Genomic DNA, 18918 nt, shown 5'->3' with positions numbered 1-18918 from the left:
TCCTTTCTGTTGTTTGTTTGTTTAGAATTCTATTTTAACACAGAAACTGATCTCTATTCTATTATCTATATTACCAACAACTATTTTACACTATCATAAAGCCTATAAACATACTATATCAATTCTCACCCAAAATCCACTGTCAATTGCGGATAGTTTCCGACTGATTTCGTATATTTTCAACCATCCCGGATATGCTTCGATGAAAAATATCGTCCGACAACGGTGCCGGATTCTTTCACCGCATTGGTGTCACTTTTGGTATTATTGGTGTCATTTTTTGGTGTCATTGGTGTCAATACATAAATTGATACATCAACTCCTTACTTCACATCAAATAGTTCATCAAGTTTCTCTCTCCGTCTCCTCACGGCCCACGCTATCCCCAGCAGCACCATCACTCCGATCATATCGATTACCCAGTCCGACAGCTGGCAGGCCCGCCCGGGCACGAAGTACTGGTGAATCTCATCCCCCGCGGCAAAACACGCGCAGATGGCGAAGGTCCACAGGAAGGACCGGCGCTTTTTCCGCAGTGCGATGTACACGACCATCCTTAACAAAAAGTACTCTGTGCAGTGTCCGACGTGGCGCATGTTTTCGTCCACGGCGTAGGCTTTAGTCATCTGTTCCGCCTCCGGCAGATCCTTGAATCCCGGATCTATCATCGAGTAAATTCTGATGCTTACTGACGTAGAAAAATCGGTGGACTGCACCACATCCTGAGATGAGAAATAGGTGATGCCCACCATGAAAATTATCACTGGAATTATAAGAAGGTACTTTTTCATTGGTATTATTCACCCCATACTACTCTATTAACTATTCCAGTATAGCTTTGTATTATTTTAATCACCTTATTGGATACATTCTCATCAGTGTAATCAGGTACAGCAGATCCACTGTCACCATTTTTATTCATTTCAACTGCAACATCTACAGCCTGTAGCACTTGCTCTTCTTTTATACCGGCAATGATGAAGTTTCCCTTGTCCATTGCTTCCGGTCTCTCCGTTGAAGTCCTGATACATATAGCCGGAAATGGATTCCCTATTGACGCAAAGTAACTAGATTCCTCAGGTAAAGTACCACTGTCTGATACAACTGCAAAGGCGTTCATTTGCAAATTATTGTAGTCATGAAAACCTAATGGCTTATTCTGTCTAACCCTACTATCAAACACGAAATGTCTTTGTTCTATGAATTTTGCACTTCTCGGGTGGCACGAATACAAAATAGGCATATCGTATTTTTCAGCTAACGCATTTATCGCGTTCATTAGGTTAAAGAAATTGCCCTCTGTATCAATGTTTTCTTCTCTGTGTGCAGACAATAAAATGTAATTCCCCTTTTCTAGTCCTAACTCACTCAATATCTCAGATTTTTTAATAGTTTCAAGATTAGAATCCAACACTTCTGCCATTGGTGATCCCACAACATAGGTTCTTGTATGTATTGAAAAGTCCAAATCTGACAAATTCGCAAACTATATTATTATCATTGCAATAGTTAACAAATGCCGAATTATAATCCTCGTACCCCGGTCCTTCTACAATAGGACCACCATGTCCGTATGGAGTACTGTAATCAAAATATTTATTACACTCAATCTTCCCTGAAAAATGCTCATCATTGGCAATATCCCTCTTCATTACAACATTTATTGCTCTCGTATCTGAGCCTTCAAAATAGAACAATAGTGGTTCTCCCTCACCTGCATGTTCAAACGCTCTCACATATTCACACAGGTAATGAACTCCGTATGTCTTAAATGAATGCACGATTTTATTCCATTTTATCGAATCATCTGCTTTTATAATTTCTAATCCCATTGTTCTTTTCTTTCACTCAACTTTATTGACCATTAACAATCTTTCAGTAACAAATCCTGCATTATCATAGTATGCTTTTGCGGCATTATTAGATGTCGAAACGAACAGGTCTATTGTCTGTATTCCATTATCTCTGGAATACCCGATGCACTCATTTAATAGAAGTGTCCCAATGCCTTTTCCACGGCTTTCCTTATCTACGACAAACTGTGCGACGTGTAATCTCTCTTCAGTTACTCTCATTATTCTATGTGTCCATAATAATCCAACTAATCTCTCATCGGCAATTGCTACGAACACTTGCGCCTTATCACACTTAATATATGTCTTCATTTCAAGGGCTTTTTCTCTGTAATATTCACTACCTAAACGCTGAGTATCAAAGCGTCACGGCAGCGGGCCCCTGGACTTGCGATTGTAAAGTTTGGCGCAAGTAAGGCCTTACTTGTGTCAAACACATCTCAACGCCAAACACATCTGGTCGCCAAACACATCTCAACGCCAAACACATCTCAACACCAAGCACATCTGGTCGCAAAGCCTATGCCAGATGGACTGTCGGGCAATTGGCCGATAAGCAGCCCAGTCCTGAGGCAATGGCAGATATAGCCACAATGCCCGAAAAGTCTAATGCCAGGTCCGCCACATTGTCCCAATTATTGGGGCAATTTTTGCATTGAAGAATCCTGCCCTGTTTCGGATTCGTGTCCTGCTTCCCCATATTGGCTTTTGGTCACGAAATATCTGCTGTTCTGATGCCTCGGACACGAAATAGTATCGCTATGAGTTTCTGATTCGTGTCCCACTTCCTCATATTGGCTTTTGGTCACTAAATATCTGCTGTTCTGATGCCTCGGACACGAAATAGTATCGCTATGAGTTTCTGATTCGTGTCCCGCTTCCTCATATTGGCTTTCGGTCACGAAATATCTGCTGTTCTGATGCCTTGGACACGATTCCCAGAATCTCACTAATTCCAGAACCTCAGATCAGTTCCAGCATCTAGGTGTAAAGCAACAAGGATATTGCGACATGACCACAGTCATGTCGGACAGCGAATCAGGCCATGGGCCTCCGCTAATCTATCAATTTATATCCCGCTGATATCAACGTCCGCTTCAGTAACGTGTTTATATTTCTCGCCGTTCATTATATCGTAGATGACCGGCACGATGTACAGTGTCAGGGCCGTAGCATAGAGCAGGCCTCCGATGCAGACCAGGGCGATGGGCTGCATCATGTCCGTGCCGGCGGTTTTTCCGAAAGCCATGACCAGCAATCCCAGGATCGTAGTCAGGGACGTCATGAGAATCGGCCGCATACGCGTAGCACCAGCTTCGATAATAGCATCCCGCTTGGCAATGCCCTTTGCGCGAAGCTGATTGATAAAGTCAACCAGCACTATGCCATTGTTGACTATGATGCCGCAGAGCATGACGAAGCCCAACATGGCAATGACACTGATCTCTTTGCCCGTGATCAAAAGCGCCAGCAGACCGCCGGTGAAGGCCAGCGGTATGGTGAACATAATTATAAACGGCGACTTCAGAGACTGGAACTGGGCCACCATTATCAGGTAAACGAAGAGAATGCCCAGAAGCAGCATCTCCACCAAATCAGTCATAGAATCGCGGATAGTCTTGTCCTCGCCGGTGTACTCCACAGTCACGCCCTTCGGCAGGTCGTACTTGGCAACCTGTTTCTCAACGGCGGCCGTGGTCTTGGTGATATTGTAACCCTCCTTAAGCGTTCCAGTCACCTGGATGTAGCGGCTTTGATCCTCGTGGCCGATGGACTTGAGGGCTGCCTTCTTCTCCAGCGTTGCGATATCGTTGACCTTGACACTGACCTTGCTGCCGGAACTGTTCTTGACGCTGATAGTCAGATTCCGCATCTGGGCAGGCGTCAGAGCCTGCTTCTGATCAGACGAAACCACCACGTCGTAGTCATCGCCGGACCAGGTCACAGTCGTCGCGGTGTTTTCATAAGTCATTTTGTCCACGATGGCAGCGTAGACCTGAGCCACCGTCAGCCCCTTGGCCATAGCCTTCGACTTGTCCACAACGAAATGATATTCTTTGTCCGCGTCCTCCATGCCATCGTCCACCACATCGATACCCTTAGTAGCAGACATTTTCGCCGCGACGCCCTGAGCAGCTGTTTGCAAGTCGTCCATGTCCTCGCCGTAGACGTTGACAGTGACGCCGCTGCCGCCGAGTGCATCCGTGAAATCGCTCATAGACGAACCGCTGGCCGTGACCGTACCCGCGCCGCCCGCGCAGGCATCGTTGATATCCTTGGCCACGGCGCTGCTCAGGCGGTTGGAACCGTCCTTCATCATAATATAGTAGGAAATCGTCACGCCGCTGCCGGTGCTGCCGCCCATAGACATGTCATCCGTCGGCATTATGGCGCCAACTGTGGCCACGCCGTCGACCTTTTCCATCTTTGTCATAGCTTTATCGGCCGCCGCGAAGACATCATCCACCGAGCTGCCCTTAGGCATTTCCAGGGTGGCGGAAAGCTGCGGCGAGTTCATGTCCGGCATGAATATAAATCCGCGGCTGACTGTGCCGGCCACGCTGACTACCAGCAGCGCCACGGCCAGAATCAATATAGGGGCCTTGTGTTTCAGCACAAAAGCGAGGCTTCGCCTGTATTTTTCCAGCATGCTGAGGAAGAATCTGGTCTCGGGCTTCGTGGCGCCGCCCAGCATTTTCGATGACATTGCGGGAACCAGTGTCAGGGCTATGATCAGGCTGGCCACAAGTGAATAGGCCACGGTCAGGGCCATGTCCGTGAAGAGTTCGCGTGTCAGGCCGGCGGTAAATATTATAGGCACAAAAACGCATATGGTCGTCAGTGTCGAGGCTATAATGGCGCCGGAAACCTGCTTGGCGCCGGCCACGGCTGCCCGCGTGGCAGAGATCCCCTGCCGCCGCAATCGCACGGTGTTTTCGATTACCACCACAGAGTTGTCCACGAGCATGCCCACGGAAACTGCCAGTCCCGACATGGAAATCAAGTTGATGGAAATGCCCGAGAAGTACATGAGGGCCAGCGCAAAAATCAAGCTGATTGGTATGCTGCAGATGGTGATGATGGTCGGCCTGATGCCTCTCAGGAACAAAAGTAATATGAGTATGCTGAACAGCGCTCCCCACAAAAGGCTGGAGAGTATGGCGTCTATGACCATATTTATGTAGTCGCCCTGGTTCATGAGGGACGTGAATTTCAGGCCCTTGTATTCCTTGGAAAGGGATTTGAACTCGGCCTTGATGTTGGTGCAGGCGTCTGCCGTTGCGTAGTTCGACTGTTTATTAAATGACAAAATCACGCCGTCTTTGCCGTTGATTTTGGCGTAAAGGTTGTTTGAGTTGTCGGATACAAAAACATCTGCCACGTCTTTCAGGTATATCTTGCCTACGCCTTCGACTCCACTGTCGAATAGGTAAAGGTTCTTGGCCTGGCTCTCGCTGGTAATGGAATCGCCAACGCTGACCAGATACTTGCCGCCGCCTTCTTCAACATATCCTGCAGGCATGGAAAAATTCTGCCCCTTCAGGACACCGGAAATCATGTCAGTGGTTATTTTGTTCTTGATGTTGGCCTGTTTGCGGGCGGATGCCGCCTTGGAATCGAGGCTGGCCTGAGCCGAAGAAAGCTGGCTCCTGGCCTTGGCTAGCTTGCGGCTGGCCGCGTCCAGCTTGGATTTTTGTTCGTTGTATGTCTCGGCCGGCATGTATTGTTTGGTGGACTCCAGCTGCTTGGCGGCCTTGTCGATCTTGGCTTGGCTGGCGGTCAGTTTGCTGGTTTGGCTGTCAAGTTGGGTCTGGGCCGATGCCAGCTGGGAGTTGACGCTGGCCAATATCTTATTGTTGATATTATTGATCTTCTCTTGGCTGAGTACTACGTTGACTTTCTCGTCCAAGGTGCCGGAAGCGTCGACTTTGGCTACGCCGTCGATGCCGTCCAGTTTGTTCTGCAAAGTGTCTTTCATGAAGTTGGAAAGTTCCTGGCGGTTTTTGCCCTGGTAGGAAACGGCGGCGACGCTGACCGGAATCATGCTCGGATTCATTTTCATGATGGTGGATGTTCCCACGCTGTCGTCCCAGTCGGCTCCTGCAATGTTGATCTGCTGAAGGACATCGGAGGAAACCGTGTCCATATTCACGTCGTTCTCAAATTCCATTATGATCATAGAATAGTTGGCGTTGCTGACGGATGTGATAGTCTTCAGATTTTCCAAAGTGGAAAGATTCTGCTCCAGCGGTTTGGTAACGGTCCGCTCGACTTTCTCCGGAGTGGCTCCGGCGTAAGGCGTCATTACCATTACATATGGCATATCCATATTCGGCAAAAGATCCGGCGTCATCTTGGTGAATGCCACGATTCCCGTTACGATTATAAGTACTGCGATGACGAAAACAGTCATCGGTTTTTTCACACTGAATTTTGGTATCATTTTCCCATCCTAATCTCGGCTCAGCGCCTGCCGCCACGCGGCGCGGCTGCGGGGCGCTCCGGCGCTCTGCTTGGCTCGGCGCAATCTGCGTGCCAGCTCCCAAATTTTTCTCAATGTATTATTTTACCATAGTAAAGTTCTCAGAACAATCATTTTGCCCGAAATACCTCCAAGAGCCACTTGCCTATTGTTCCATCAATGGTACCTTTATGCATAAGTTTATGCATAATCCCGGCCACTATTCCAAATGCCAGTATACCAAGTAATTTCCCAGGTAATTTTCCAGTAGCCCGGTGAACCATGTTGCCCGCACCTTTTCTTAGCGATTTGGTCGTATGAGTGCGCCTGCGCACGTATCGCCTCATATCAAGGGATCAAAGTGCATTTATGGGATTCCAAATTTCATTTCCGCACTTATCAGCCATTCTCAGGTCATGGAGGTGCGCATATTGGAATTCCAACAATTATACGCGCACTTATAGGCTATTTCCGAGACTAGGAAGTGCGTTTCAAGACCGATTTAGCACCATATATTTCCATTTATGTCTTTGGTTCCCATTGACGCGCACCCCGGTCTATTGGATTCAGCCAATAAGTGCGTTTTTGGTTTACAATAATTAAAAAATCGCACTATCGTTTTGGATATTGAGCAAATACGTGCGCGGAGGACTCGCAACTAGATAGTGGAGGGTTTTCAACCCAATAGCGGAGGACTTCCATCCCGGATCCGCGGGCGAGCCTACCCAAAGGGCTCAGGCCCGCGACGCCCGGGTTCTTAATATTCATTTTCCAAACACCAGAATGTTCTCCAAACACATTTCCGTTGTTCTAACTTGGCTGTATCAGAAGATCGTTCCGGATCCGCCATAGCCTGTATCCATTGCGTTTACTTATTTACACGCAAGTCATCAACCATTTATCAGCCATGTATAATCCTATGCATAAAGGTACCATTGATGGAACAATACCCTACCTATGCCAACAGGCATTCTGACGGCGGAATGTCTGGCGGGGCCGGACCGGCAAATATTTTCAGTATTATCTGATAATTGCCATTGCAAACAAACTTTATAGTGATATAATGAAAGCACACGCAAAAAGATAACTAAAAGGTAATGTGAGCATGAGAATTAGAAAGGAGGGCATGGCCGGAAGCGGGGACGGGAGTATGGAAAACCGAGAGGCCCGGAAACAGAAGCCATGCAAAAGAGTATGAGAAAGAGCATGAGACAGAGCATGAAAAAGAAAGCATTAGTTTTGATCACCGCATTTACGGTAATGATGGCCATGTCATTTTCCGCCATGCCGACTTTTGCCGCCGACACACCAAGCGGGACAGCCATTACTAGCGCTGCGGATTTTGTTAAAATCGAAGCCAACCCAAGCGGAAGTTACTACCTGGCAAATGACATAGACTTAGGCGGCGACGTCAACATTTGCACGACAACTGCCAAGCAGTTCACGGGGACCTTTGACGGAAACGGCCACGCCATAACAGGCTACGCGGTTTCTTCACCGAAGACCAGCCACACTGGAATCTTCGGATATGCCAAGGGCGCCAAATTTAAGAACCTGAAAATCACGGGAATCAATGTCAAAATTTCTGATGACTATCAGTATTACGGCACAATCCTAAGCTATGGCAATGGCTGCACATTCAGCGGCATCACCGTCACAGGCAATATAAATGTCACCATCAGCGGTACTGAGTCCAGCGCAAACATCGGTGGAATTGCTGGCTTAGTATACGATTCAAAATATATCAGCTGCAAAAACTCCGCAAATATTACCGTCTCTGTGAGTGGGACGACATCCTCAGGCGTTGAAGTAGCCGGTATAAACACCGGTGGAAGTTCCTATTCCAAATGCACCAACACCGGCAAGCTGACTGTCACCGGATCAAACCTGGGCTTCTCCACTGATACAATTGCTGCTTACGGCATTGGCAAATCTGGCTCGTTCACAAACTGTAAAAACGCCGGCGCCATTTCTGCAACAGCAGGTGGCAAGAGCGGCAGCTATCTGACAGAAGGCCTGTTCGCAGCAGGCATCGGCGGCTCAACAACGAGCGCAACTGACAAAGTAGTTTCCTGCGGAAACACCGGCAAGATTTCTTTGAAGGCTACTGACGCAATTTACAATAGCGCCGCGGCGTCAGGCCTGATCTCCGGTTTTGCCAGAACTGTCAGCAAGTGCTACAACAAAGGGGCTGTCACCTATTCAACAAAAGGCGCCAATGTCGAAGGCTCCTATGCGTCCGGCATCTGCGGCGCAGGCGGAACCATAAGCCAGAGCTATAACAAAGGCAACATCACCGCAACTCACACGGGCAATGAAATCCATGTTGGCGGCATCTCCGGCGACCTGAATGATATGAGCAACTGCTACAATGTAGGCAAAGTCGTTCTGAACGGACACGGTTACGTTGGCGGAATCTCCGGCTACGCATACGGCAAAGCAACCTGCAACTACGCTACTGGCAAAGTTTCCGGGACCGCCAAACCAGCTAAAGGCACGATTTTCGGCTACAATACCAACAATTATGTCAAGCATACAATTTATAATAACTATTACACTACAGGCAAGGCTTACGGCGCAAGTGACGTGACTTGGAAAGACTGGAAGGCTCTTGCTAAAAAGGTTTCATCCATTAAAAAATCCACTTGCCCTAAGCTCAGCTCCAAGTACTGGAAATATTCCTCCAAGTACAAGAGGATGATTCTGAAGAACAACCAAGAATAATACGCCATGAACAAAAAGTAATGCGATATGAGAAAACCGGGCCTCGAAAGCCCGGTTTTGTATTGCTATTAAATTCTGCCGGCCGCGGCGCAGTGGGCGCTGAAATACTCCGGCCGCTATGCAGTGGGCACGGAATTACGCCGGCCGCGGCGCCTGGCAGGATTTGTTTTGTGCCTTAAAAACGCAAAGACAGGCAAGTAAGACTGCCGTCGATTTTTTTGAACTCGCCGGAATCCACCAGCTTGATCGGGTAGCCCATGTCCTCAATGGCCTTCTGGGTCTTAGGGTAACCCTTCGGCACGATGACGGTGCCGTTGATGTAGAGGCTGTTGATGGCGTAGATCTCCTCAGCGGGAACCACGAACCTGTTGAAATCCTTGAAAGCCGGCTCTTTGTCCATGATCTCGGAAACCAGCATGTTGTTGTTCTCCAGATAAATGGCGAAGTCCTTCAGGTGCAGGCCTTCGACAACCGGTACAGTGGACGATGTGTAGCCGAACTTGGTGACGATGTCGTTGAACTGCCTGGCGCCCTCGGCGTTGGTTCTGTCCGACTGGCCCACGTAGAAATGGTCGCCGACGCGCATGACGTCGCCGCCCTCCATGGTGCCCGGAGCTTCGATGTGGAAAACCTGGTCGTCGCTGTAGAACTTCTGGATAGCGTCTACTATCTCAAATTTCTCGCCGTTTCTGGAGTCTCTGGCGGGGTTGGTGATGACGGCACAGCGCTCCATTACGACTGCAGGGTCTTCAACAAAACATGAATCGGGGAATCTCTCGTCGGCGTCTAGCTCTGTGACTTGGAGTCCCAGCTCCTTCAAAGTTGCTACATATTTGTCATGCTGTTTGATGGCGTTCTCGTAGACTGGCTTTCCGTCTGCCAGATATGTTGTGATCCCGTCGATCAAAGCCTTGCATGGTTTTCTCGTAATTGCTTTAGTAAACATTTTCTACCTCCTGATGATGCGCTAGAATTGACTTGTGCCGGCCGGCCTGCGCCGCATCAACTCTTGGGCGGCCGGCGCGGGTTGGCCTCGCGTTAGTCGGCAGCCGGCCTTCGCAAGCCGACCTCGTGTATAAAATATATTATATATCGTATATCCCATTTGTCAACATGTTTTACCTGCATAATTAACGATTTATCTACCAGCAGGCGACGGCAGCCGGTGACAGCCGTTGCCTCAACCTACCGAATGGTGACCTCAGCCTGCATCGTGCGACACAAATAGTTGTTTTCACCCAAAATGCTATTTTTCGCCACCTCAGGCAGAACTTCTCTCGAAATCAGTACTTCAGGCAAAGATAATTTGGAATCAGCCGGCCTTTTTATAGCAATAACTGGTAACCATGTAAATAAATCCGAATTGCAGAAATCTCATTCCTCATCGCCGAGACTAAATCCGCACTATTTGCCCCGAATTTTCTCCCAACCGTGCGCGAGTTATTTTCTGAAGCGCCTGAAACGGCGTTTTGTTGGAAAACATGTCTGGCACGGCCGGCAGTCCGACGGACCGGCGCGACAAATCAACCCGCCGCGGACCAGCAGGTAGGACCGGCGCAACAAATCAACCCGCCGCGGACCAGCAGGTAGGAGCGGCTGCGACAAATCAACCCGTCGCGAGCCAGAGCATCCGGCCAGCGAGCCCATCGGCTGATCAGCGGCGGCCGGCAGGCTCCAGATACTTTCTCCTCAATTCCTCTATTTCCTCATCAGTTATTCCGATGAACCTTAGCAGATACTCCTGAAGGTTCCGCTTGGCGTTCCGGTTCCAGGTCTCGGCCATATCCCTAGGGGCTTTGCCCCCATCGGCGCTGAACCTGCCGGCCACACCCCTCGCCGCCTTATCCTGCCGCAGCATTTCCGCCACGGTCTCTATATACGCGTCGAGATAAACGAACTCCACGGGCTTCAGGCCGGCATCCTCCTTATACAGAAAATCATTGGCGTCGGCGCCGCCGGGAAAATCATTTGCCCGCAGATAATCGCTGCGAATATCCGCCATAGCCACATCCAGGGCCGCCAGCAAAAGCACTGCCCCGATGCCCGTCCGATCCCGGCCGTTTACGCAATGCCACAGGACAGCCCTCTCGTCAGGCGCCGACAAAAGAGCCCGGAAAAAACAATAGAATGATTTTTGTGCCTGACTGCTCCGGGCAAGCTCCCTGTAAAACTCCCGCGTGAAATCCAGTTTTTCCCGTGGGCTGGGGCTTCGCGGATCCAGCGGTTGCCAGTTTTGGTGCGCCCACAAAGGATCCACTGCCGGGCAGTTCCGCAAGCTGCAGCCGGGGAATTCCGGGTCCGCGGCGCTGGCGTAGGTGATTTGGCGGCCGTCATGGATGAACCCGATCTGGGCCGAGATCTCGTTGCAACTTCTGAGATCCACAATGACCGCCAGGTCGTAATCCTCCGACAGAACCCGGTAGTCCTCTGTCGGGCCCGCCGGTTCCTCGCCGGCGCCCCTCATGGCGTAGGTCAGCTGGCCGGTGCGCAGGAGGCGTTTCCACCTGACCTGACTGCGGCCATCCTCCGTCAGATAGCCGCCCAGCTCCCTGGCGTTTCTCACTCTTTTCAGATTAATATCCCGCTCCTTCGTCATAAATAAACACCCCCTAAACCGACATTTGATTTAAGGGGATAATAACATACTTTTTGATTTTCAGGGGCAATTTCGCACCAAACGTACTTTATATTGCGTGAAATGTAGGTTTTAGGGGGGGCGCGGCGCCTACGGTTCAGGTTTGTGGCTCGATTATAAAGGAAGAATTGCCCTCGCCAGAAATTGCCCGTCGCCGGCGGAATACATAACCATGCCGCCGTGCTTTTCCACAGTGTCGGCTACGCTACGGGTGCCGATGCCGCCGCCCTGACGCTGGGAAACAGGCATGCCCTTATAGAATTCAACAGCGCCCGACATGGAATTGCGCACCTCTATCAGCAGCTCGCCGCCATCCTGAATGGCCTTCAGATTAATAAATGGCGAAGCGCTGGTCCCAGAGCCGTCATCCGCTGAAACGCTTGCCGCACCGCTGTCATCCGCCGAAGTGCTTGCCGCAGAGCAGGCCCGCAAAGCATTCTCCAGCAGATTGCCCAGAATCCCGGCCATTTCCATATCCGTGACACCGGCCAGATCCTCCGGAATGTCAGCCGAAACCGAATAAGCTATGTTTTGTTCCTGGGCCTTCTGCCCGAAAACCCGCAGCATGGCGTTAGCCGTCGTATTAGCGCAGTACCGCCGCGGCGTGGAATTCCGCAAAACCTCCTCGTGATTGCGAAGATAAGCTTTGGCGCCTTCCACATCGCCCTCATCCAGCTTGTCCAACAAAAGCAGATCATGATGACGCAGGTCGTGGCGCGACTGCCTGGCCTGCCACATAGAATCCTTGTAGGAATCCACCTCGTTCTGGAGCAGCCCGGCCTTCATCTCCTGTTCCTTGTAAATGGCCAGTTCCTTCAGGTTCCGGTAGAACACCAGTATGAATATTAGGAACAGCACTTCCATAGTGATCATCAGCACCGTGCAATAGAGTGGGTACTGATGGAAGTTTTCCGGCGGGTAATTCGGCACCATATTGACCAGCAAAATAGTCAGCAGCGGCACTGCCAGCAGCAGTGCGATGTTGCCGTGGAGGTTGTCTGTGATGAAGCGCAAAGGTTTGGCCCACAGGCGCAAAGCCACCAGGTACAGCAATCCGCTGGCCACGGCGAGTATGACGAGCATAGTCGCGTAGGACATGCCGATGATGGTTCGGGACATATTGATCACGACCGACAGGATAGTGACCATGCCGGCCTGAGTATACTGAATGAACAAAGTTCTGCCTGGGGTGTCTGTGGTGTAAATGAGTACGGCCAGGTTGCCGACTATCATTACGATGAATGCGACCTTGGAAAAACTCAGGTAGCCCACATTCATCATCAGCACCGTCGGAACTATTATTAAATAGAGAGTGAAAACAGTCAGGCCGATGGCCAGGGGGATCCTGACGTCATCACCGACTACCATGAACTTGGTGTTGATATCATTTATATATTGCTGATTGACGATGTACCCGCGGTAAGGCACTATAAACTGACCCGGTGCCAGTTTTTCCAGCTCTTCCAGGAGCCGGCCCAGTGACCTGCGGGATTCTATCATCTCACCAAAACTGCCGCATAATTTCTGCATGTGGCCGTCGCTTTCTATAAATGTAATATCTTTCAAAGGTATCTCTTTCAGACCGCCGCCGAGAGTTCTGACCATGAGCCCTCCGGACGCGTTGCCTATGAACTTATCGAATACGCGATCCAAGGCGTCGTTCATGATCTGCTTGTTTACAGGCTTCAGTAAGTAGTTGCTGGCCTGTACTGTGAAAGCATCAACTGCGAATTCATCGCTGGTGGTCAGGTAGATGATCTCGCCCTTATTGCCCAGCTTGCGCAGTTCCTTGCCCACTTCTATGCCGTTCATCATAGGCATGTAAACATCCAATAAGAAACAATCGAAGACTGTTTTTTCACTTTCTTCGATCAACTCGTTTGGATGGCTGTATTTCATTACCTCTGCGTCGATGGCACGGTCTGCGATATAAGACTCAGCCAAATCTCCTATACTTTCAAGGTCTTTCTGGGTATCATCACAAATAGCTATTCTGTACACAGTCAGCTCCACAACTCGCAATACGTTTACACATATCTACATTATTATTTTGCCTGGTCGTGCTCAGCAAACCAGCTCACATCGCCGATCTCATCAGGAATCATGTAAACAGCCTTCGTGAAGATGTTCACTTTGATCCAGCCGTGCTCGATATCGTGCGACAGGAAAATCTTGTCGCTCAGGTCGGACATGATTGTCTTGTATTTCTTCAGAGCTTCCGGCTCCTTCAATTGCTCCATGGTCATTTCATCCGGCAGGAATTTCTCCAGGTATTCGTAGAGATCCTCGGCCACCTCGGTGGTCATGGCACTGGATGTGCACTCGCGGGAACGCTCGATTGGAATCGAAACCGCGTATTTGATAAAGTAATATGGCTCGGTTCCGTTGATATACATTTCACTGGATATCAGCTTGTAAGCATGCATAGTCGGCGCGATGAATCTCTCGCGTTTTCTTTCCTTGTTCAATTCATCACGAGCCTGAATGTTTGCCGAAATCATACGCCTTCTGGCTTCATTATTTGCTTTCATCTGCATCCTGCGCAGGGCTTCATTAATATTGTCCATTTCCTGTTGTCTGCGGGCTTCATTATCAACTTTCTTAGCCATATCTTTCTCCCTTCAAATGCTTTACTTCAACTACTAACTCCTACTATCATTATACTACAAATTCAGAAAAATCAAACCGTTGTTTTGAGTTTTCGTTGCGTTCAGCCGCAACACTGGTATAATAGTAGATATCACGAAGTTGATAACACACTCAAATAATATACAAAGAGAGGTAAAAATATGGAAAGAGTAGTCGGCACTGTATCGAGAGGCCTGCGGGCCCCTATCGTCAAGGAAGGCGACGATCTGCAGAAAATCGTAGTTGACACTGTAATCAATGCGGAGAAGTCCGGCGAGATGAAGATCCGCGACAAGGACGTCATCGCTGTGACGGAATCGATCCTGGCCAGATCCCAGGCGAATTACGCCACTATAGATAATATCGCGACCGACGTCAGGAACAAACTCGGCGGCGGCACCATAGGCGTCATTTTTCCGATTCTCAGCAGGAACCGCTTCGCTATCTGCCTTCGCGGCATAGCCAGAGGCGCCGAGAAAATCATTCTCATGCTCAGCTATCCTGCCGATGAAGTCGGCAACCACCTGATCGACCTGGACAAACTGGACGCCCAGGGCATCGACCCTTACAAGGATGTTTTGAGCCAGGCGGAATTCGAGGCAAAGTTTGGCAAGTCCAAGCACACTTTCACCGGCGTGGACTACGTCAATTATTACAAAGAGCTTATCGAGGCTGAAGGCACAAAATGCGACGTGGTCTTCTCTAATGATCCGCGGACTGTTTTGAAGTATGCGGACAACGTGCTGACGTGCGACATTCACACCCGCGCCCGCACCAAGCGTCTCCTGAAGGAGGCCGGGGCTGCGAAGGTCTGCGGCATGGATGACATCATGACCGCGTCTGTAGACGGCAGCGGCTACAACGATAAATACGGTCTTCTGGGTTCCAATAAATCCACCGAGGAAACCATCAAACTCTTCCCGATCCATTGTCAGGAATTCGTCGACAGCGTTCAGAAAAAGCTCAACGACATTACCGGCAAGCAGGTCGAGGTCATGGTCTACGGTGACGGAGCTTTCAAGGATCCCGTAGGCAAGATCTGGGAGTTGGCTGATCCTGTGGTTTCTCCGGGTTATACGGCCGGCCTCGAGGGCAAGCCTAACGAAGTCAAGCTCAAGTATCTGGCAGACAACGAGTTCAAAGATCTGAAGGGTGACGAGCTGAAGAAGGCCATCAGCCAGTACATCGAGAACAAAGAGGCTGACCTGGTTGGCGATATGTCGTCTGAAGGCACCACGCCAAGGCAGTTGACGGACCTGATCGGTTCCCTCTGCGATCTGACCAGCGGCAGCGGCGACAAAGGCACGCCTTTCGTTTACATCCAGGGGTACTTCGACAATTACACGAAATAAAAAAACAGGGGTCATGCTCAAATCAGAGCATGACCCTTTCATTATACGCACTCACTTTTATGCGCGCTACCCCTGGCAATACACTGCGATGCCGGCGCTTACCAGTTTGGCTGTGCCGGGTGCGAACTTGTCCATGTTAGCCTCGAATCGCTTATCTGCGATATACATCTGGCCGAGACCAGCCAGTATTTCTTTTGTGCAATCATAATAGTTTGCAGTTATGAAGGCCTGCCAGTCAGCCACGAGAGCTTGGACCGCGGAGCTTGCAGGGTCTTCGCCTACATGCGATGCGAACTTTTTCAGCAATTCGTCCATCTGACCGCTTATCCTTTCCCAATCGTCCTTGCCGTAACCGGCGGTTTTCTTCTGGTTTTGCGCATAGGCGTCCGTGCCGCCCCAGCGTTCCTTCGCTTCCTCGGCGTACTTAGCCCTGGCAGCTTCGATTTCAGTATTATCAAATTCTTTAAAACTCATTTCGTTTTCTCCTTTCAGGTTAGCATCCAGAAGACCAATGAGCTTGTCGAGCCTGTCGCGTTTCAGTTTCAACAACTCCTTCTGCCTCTTCAATGCCTCGTCTTTATTGTAGTCAGAGGCCGCCATGATTTCTGCGATCTCCTTCAGGGGAAAATCCAGTTCCCTGTAGAAGAGGATCTGCTGCAACCTGGTCAGAGAATTCTCGTCGTAGTACCTGTAACCGGTTTCCGGCACTACGAGGCTCGGGGCCAGGAGTCCGATCTCATCATAATAATGAAGAGTCCGCACGCTCACCCCTGAAAGCTTCGCTATTTCACTGATTGTTTTCTTCATGACTTACCTCCTGAATGTAATACTAACCTATTACGTAACGTCAGAGTCAATACTTATTTTCAAAATCCTGATTTATCATCTTGGTATGGCTATGCAGTCGTAGCGTATAGCCTTGCCGTACAAAGTGTAACCTGGTTTGATGCCTGCCAGGCAGGGGCCTTTCAAAGGTCTTTTGATTACGATTTTCCGGGGGCCTGCGGCAATGGCTGCCGCCAGGAGTTCCGCTTCGTCGTCGCAGGGCCGCTCAAGCTGCTGAAGCAGCTGAAATTTCTTCTTGATAAGGCCGCTTTTCTGCCTCTGGGGAAACATTGGATCCAGGTAAATCAGGTCCGGCGGTTCGGTAGTTGGCGCCGCGCTGCTTTCCGCCAAACCTGTCATTTTCGGCGCTGTATCAGGCCCAGGCCCAGACCCGGCCAGTGCCCTCATGGCCTCCACGCTGTCGCCCTCCATAAACTCCATGCGCCCTACGATCTCCGCCAGCTCCGGCACCTGGGCCGCCCGCCTGAGGCCATCCCTGAGCAGGGCCCCAATGATCGGATCCTTTTCATAGAGTTTCACGGAAAAACCCGCAGCCGCCAATAGCAAAGAGTCTTCCCCAAAGCCTGCCGTAGCGTCGATGGCCGTCAGAGGGCAGGCGGCTCCGTCTCGGGTGCCACCTGCTCCGGCGCCGACTGCACCTGCCGCGGCACGGCCGGCGCCCTTTATTTTCGCGGCCTTGACCAGCATCTCGTGAGGCAATTTGCCCGCCTTTACCCGCGGGATCATATGCGACAGATCGCAGGAAAGCGCCAGGTCACCCTTTGTCAGAGTCAGGGCGTCATCGACCATAGACAAAACCATGCCCCGGGCCTCCGCCGCTTCAAAAATATCATTTTGTTCGATCATCGCGAGCCTCCTTTTGTTTGATATTGGCTATGTACACGCCGGCGATGATGACCGCGGCGCCGACCAGCTGCCAGGCCGTGAAATTCTCATGGAGCCAGAGGATTCCGGCGGCGATGGACACGACGGTGGAAATGCCGATGAAGGACGCGGTGCGGTTCATGCCGATGTTGGCGATGGCCACATTTGACAGGAAAAATGCCAGAATGGAGCAGCCGACAGCCTGGTAAAGGACCGCTGTCAGGAAATCCATGTTCCGGAACGGCAGGGTCGCCAGGGTTCCCAGCTGGCCCTTCAGGCATCCTTCTATGATTGCGCAAAACGCGAAGGCCGCGGCTCCGGCGGCCAGCATTATGTATGTGATCTCGGCTCCCGTGAAGGCTGTGGCTTTTTCCACGTAGACGCCGTAGAGGGCGTAGGCGATCACGGCGACGGTGAGCATCATGTAGCCGATGACGGAAAATGACGCTGTCAGGCCCACGGCAAAAACTGTCATGAGGACTCCGGCCAGGGTGATGCAGATGCCGACGGTCTGCGGCCTGTTTGGCTTTTTCTTCAGGACCAGGGTGGAGGCGATCAGTGACGCCACGGGGATGCAGGCCAGGAAGGCTCCGCTTTCGGAGGCAGTCGTGCTGCCGATGCCCACGGTCTCGCCCACAAAATATATTATGGGGTCGAAGATGGCGACGATGATAATGGGCTTCAGGTTCTTGCCCTTCAGGTTTATCTTAATGGCGCCTGCTGCTACGCAGATGGACATAATAAGAAACGCCAGCACAAATCTCCAGCTGAGTAATGTCAGCGAGCTGGCGATATTGGTGGCCTGCTTGGTGAATATGTAGCTGAGGCCGAAAATGGTCTCGCAGCCTATAGCACAAAGGCAGCCTATGATGATTTTGTTTTCGCTCTTGTTCTTGTTCTTGCTCTTGCTCTGTGGCATGGTCACCTCTTTCGGTTGGTTGCGCGCCGGGGCCGCCGCTGGTGCCGCTACCCGCGCCATAGAATTTTATGTCTCCATTATATCATAGGTTTGACGCATATGGTATCGTTCCATCAATGGTACGATACATACACTCTCTTATTCAACCAAACTCAATATATTGAATTTGTTATCCCACCTCTTTCGTGATAATATTCATTTTCCGATCACAAAAATATGCTTGAAGCATTTTTTCGTTACCCTAACTTGCATAAAAATAGTCTCAGGGATTTGGAGGAAGGCCGCCGGGATTTGGTGGGAATGCCTCTGAGATTTGGTGGAAATGCCGCCGGGATTTGGTGGAAGGCCACCGCGCACGTATCGGGGCAATATCAAGGATGATAGTGCGGATTTAATTTTATTGTAAACCAAATACGCACTTATTGGCCTAATCGAACAGGTCGAGGTGCGCATCACTGGGTTTGATATCCTTAAATGGTATTTTGTGGTATGTAATAGGGCCTTAATCGCACTTTTTTCCCTCTACAGCAGCTGATAAGTGATTGTGTCCGTATAATGGTGTAAAAGAGAGAATTGGAGAGATCAAAAAAATATAGAGCCAAATGCTCCACTTTCAAGTATAATTGAAATTGAAA

The 18918-nt window shown here is 50.2% G+C and carries 13 protein-coding genes and 1 pseudogene; 2 read left to right on the top strand and 12 right to left on the bottom strand.

The features are described 5' to 3' along the window. Positions 1 to 323 precede the first annotated feature (323 nt). The 5 genes and pseudogenes from EV211_RS09050 to EV211_RS09030 all read right to left on the bottom strand — a co-directional run bounded on the left by EV211_RS09050 (position 324) and on the right by EV211_RS09030 (position 6297). Complete coding sequence (locus EV211_RS09050) at positions 324 to 791, bottom strand: VanZ family protein (RefSeq protein ID WP_133529111.1); 468 nt, start codon at positions 789 to 791, stop codon at positions 324 to 326. Between the two features lie 5 nt (positions 792 to 796). Then, complete coding sequence (locus EV211_RS09045) at positions 797 to 1423, bottom strand: UDP-N-acetylglucosamine 2-epimerase (protein WP_207668010.1); 627 nt, start codon at positions 1421 to 1423, stop codon at positions 797 to 799. Further along, positions 1401 to 1832: a hypothetical protein gene (locus EV211_RS09040; protein WP_133529110.1), complete on the bottom strand. Its 432-nt coding sequence runs from the start codon at positions 1830 to 1832 to the stop codon at positions 1401 to 1403. Before EV211_RS09040 ends, EV211_RS09045 begins: the two co-directional genes overlap by 23 nt. 12 nt (positions 1833 to 1844) lie before the next feature. Beyond that, positions 1845 to 2168: pseudogene (locus EV211_RS09035) on the bottom strand (GNAT family N-acetyltransferase); the annotation flags it as partial. A gap of 754 nt (positions 2169 to 2922) precedes the next feature. Beyond that, the gene (locus EV211_RS09030; protein WP_133529108.1) at positions 2923 to 6297 is read right to left on the bottom strand and encodes an efflux RND transporter permease subunit; all 3375 of its coding nucleotides are present in this window, start codon (positions 6295 to 6297) and stop codon (positions 2923 to 2925) included. A gap of 1236 nt (positions 6298 to 7533) precedes the next feature. Between EV211_RS09030 and EV211_RS09025 the strand changes: the two genes are divergently transcribed. Then, a complete protein-coding gene (locus EV211_RS09025; RefSeq protein ID WP_133529107.1) occupies positions 7534 to 9039 on the top strand; it encodes a M26 family metallopeptidase in 1506 nt (501 codons plus the stop codon). Positions 9040 to 9214: 175 nt separating this feature from the next. On the opposite strand, the gene EV211_RS09020 is transcribed toward EV211_RS09025, so the two are convergent. The 4 genes from EV211_RS09020 to EV211_RS09005 all read right to left on the bottom strand — a co-directional run bounded on the left by EV211_RS09020 (position 9215) and on the right by EV211_RS09005 (position 14283). After that, entirely contained in the window at positions 9215 to 9985 is a 771-nt protein-coding gene (locus tag EV211_RS09020) for a dimethylarginine dimethylaminohydrolase family protein (protein WP_133529106.1), read from the bottom strand. Positions 9986 to 10693: 708 nt separating this feature from the next. Then, on the bottom strand, positions 10694 to 11635 hold the full coding sequence (locus EV211_RS09015) for a tyrosine-protein phosphatase (protein ID WP_133529105.1): 942 nt from the start codon (positions 11633 to 11635) through the stop codon (positions 10694 to 10696). A gap of 153 nt (positions 11636 to 11788) precedes the next feature. Then, on the bottom strand, positions 11789 to 13675 hold the full coding sequence (locus EV211_RS09010; protein ID WP_133529104.1) for a response regulator: 1887 nt from the start codon (positions 13673 to 13675) through the stop codon (positions 11789 to 11791). A 44-nt stretch (positions 13676 to 13719) separates the two neighbouring features. Next, positions 13720 to 14283, bottom strand: a complete 564-nt coding sequence (locus EV211_RS09005; RefSeq protein WP_133529103.1) for a hypothetical protein — start codon at positions 14281 to 14283, stop codon at positions 13720 to 13722. Between the two features lie 180 nt (positions 14284 to 14463). On the opposite strand from EV211_RS09005, the gene EV211_RS09000 reads away from it, so the two are divergent. Continuing rightward, on the top strand, positions 14464 to 15654 hold the full coding sequence (locus tag EV211_RS09000) for a coenzyme F420-0:L-glutamate ligase (RefSeq protein ID WP_133529102.1): 1191 nt from the start codon (positions 14464 to 14466) through the stop codon (positions 15652 to 15654). 66 nt (positions 15655 to 15720) lie between these two features. On the opposite strand, the gene EV211_RS08995 is transcribed toward EV211_RS09000, so the two are convergent. From EV211_RS08995 to EV211_RS08985, 3 genes are all read right to left on the bottom strand, one after another. Then, positions 15721 to 16461, bottom strand: a complete 741-nt coding sequence (locus tag EV211_RS08995; protein ID WP_133529101.1) for a MerR family transcriptional regulator — start codon at positions 16459 to 16461, stop codon at positions 15721 to 15723. 75 nt (positions 16462 to 16536) lie between these two features. Further along, positions 16537 to 17346, bottom strand: coding sequence for a class I SAM-dependent methyltransferase (locus EV211_RS08990; protein WP_207668009.1), 810 nt, complete (start codon positions 17344 to 17346; stop codon positions 16537 to 16539). Beyond that, entirely contained in the window at positions 17330 to 18343 is a 1014-nt protein-coding gene (locus EV211_RS08985) for a DMT family transporter (RefSeq protein ID WP_243108589.1), read from the bottom strand. Before EV211_RS08985 ends, EV211_RS08990 begins: the two co-directional genes overlap by 17 nt. Between the last annotated feature and the right edge of the window lie 575 nt (positions 18344 to 18918).

This window comes from Aminicella lysinilytica, assembly GCF_004362975.1.
Classification (GTDB): domain Bacteria; phylum Bacillota; class Clostridia; order Peptostreptococcales; family Anaerovoracaceae; genus Aminicella; species Aminicella lysinilytica.
The sequence above is the reverse complement of the archived record's forward strand: the minus strand, read 5'-3'. Positions and strand labels throughout refer to the sequence as shown.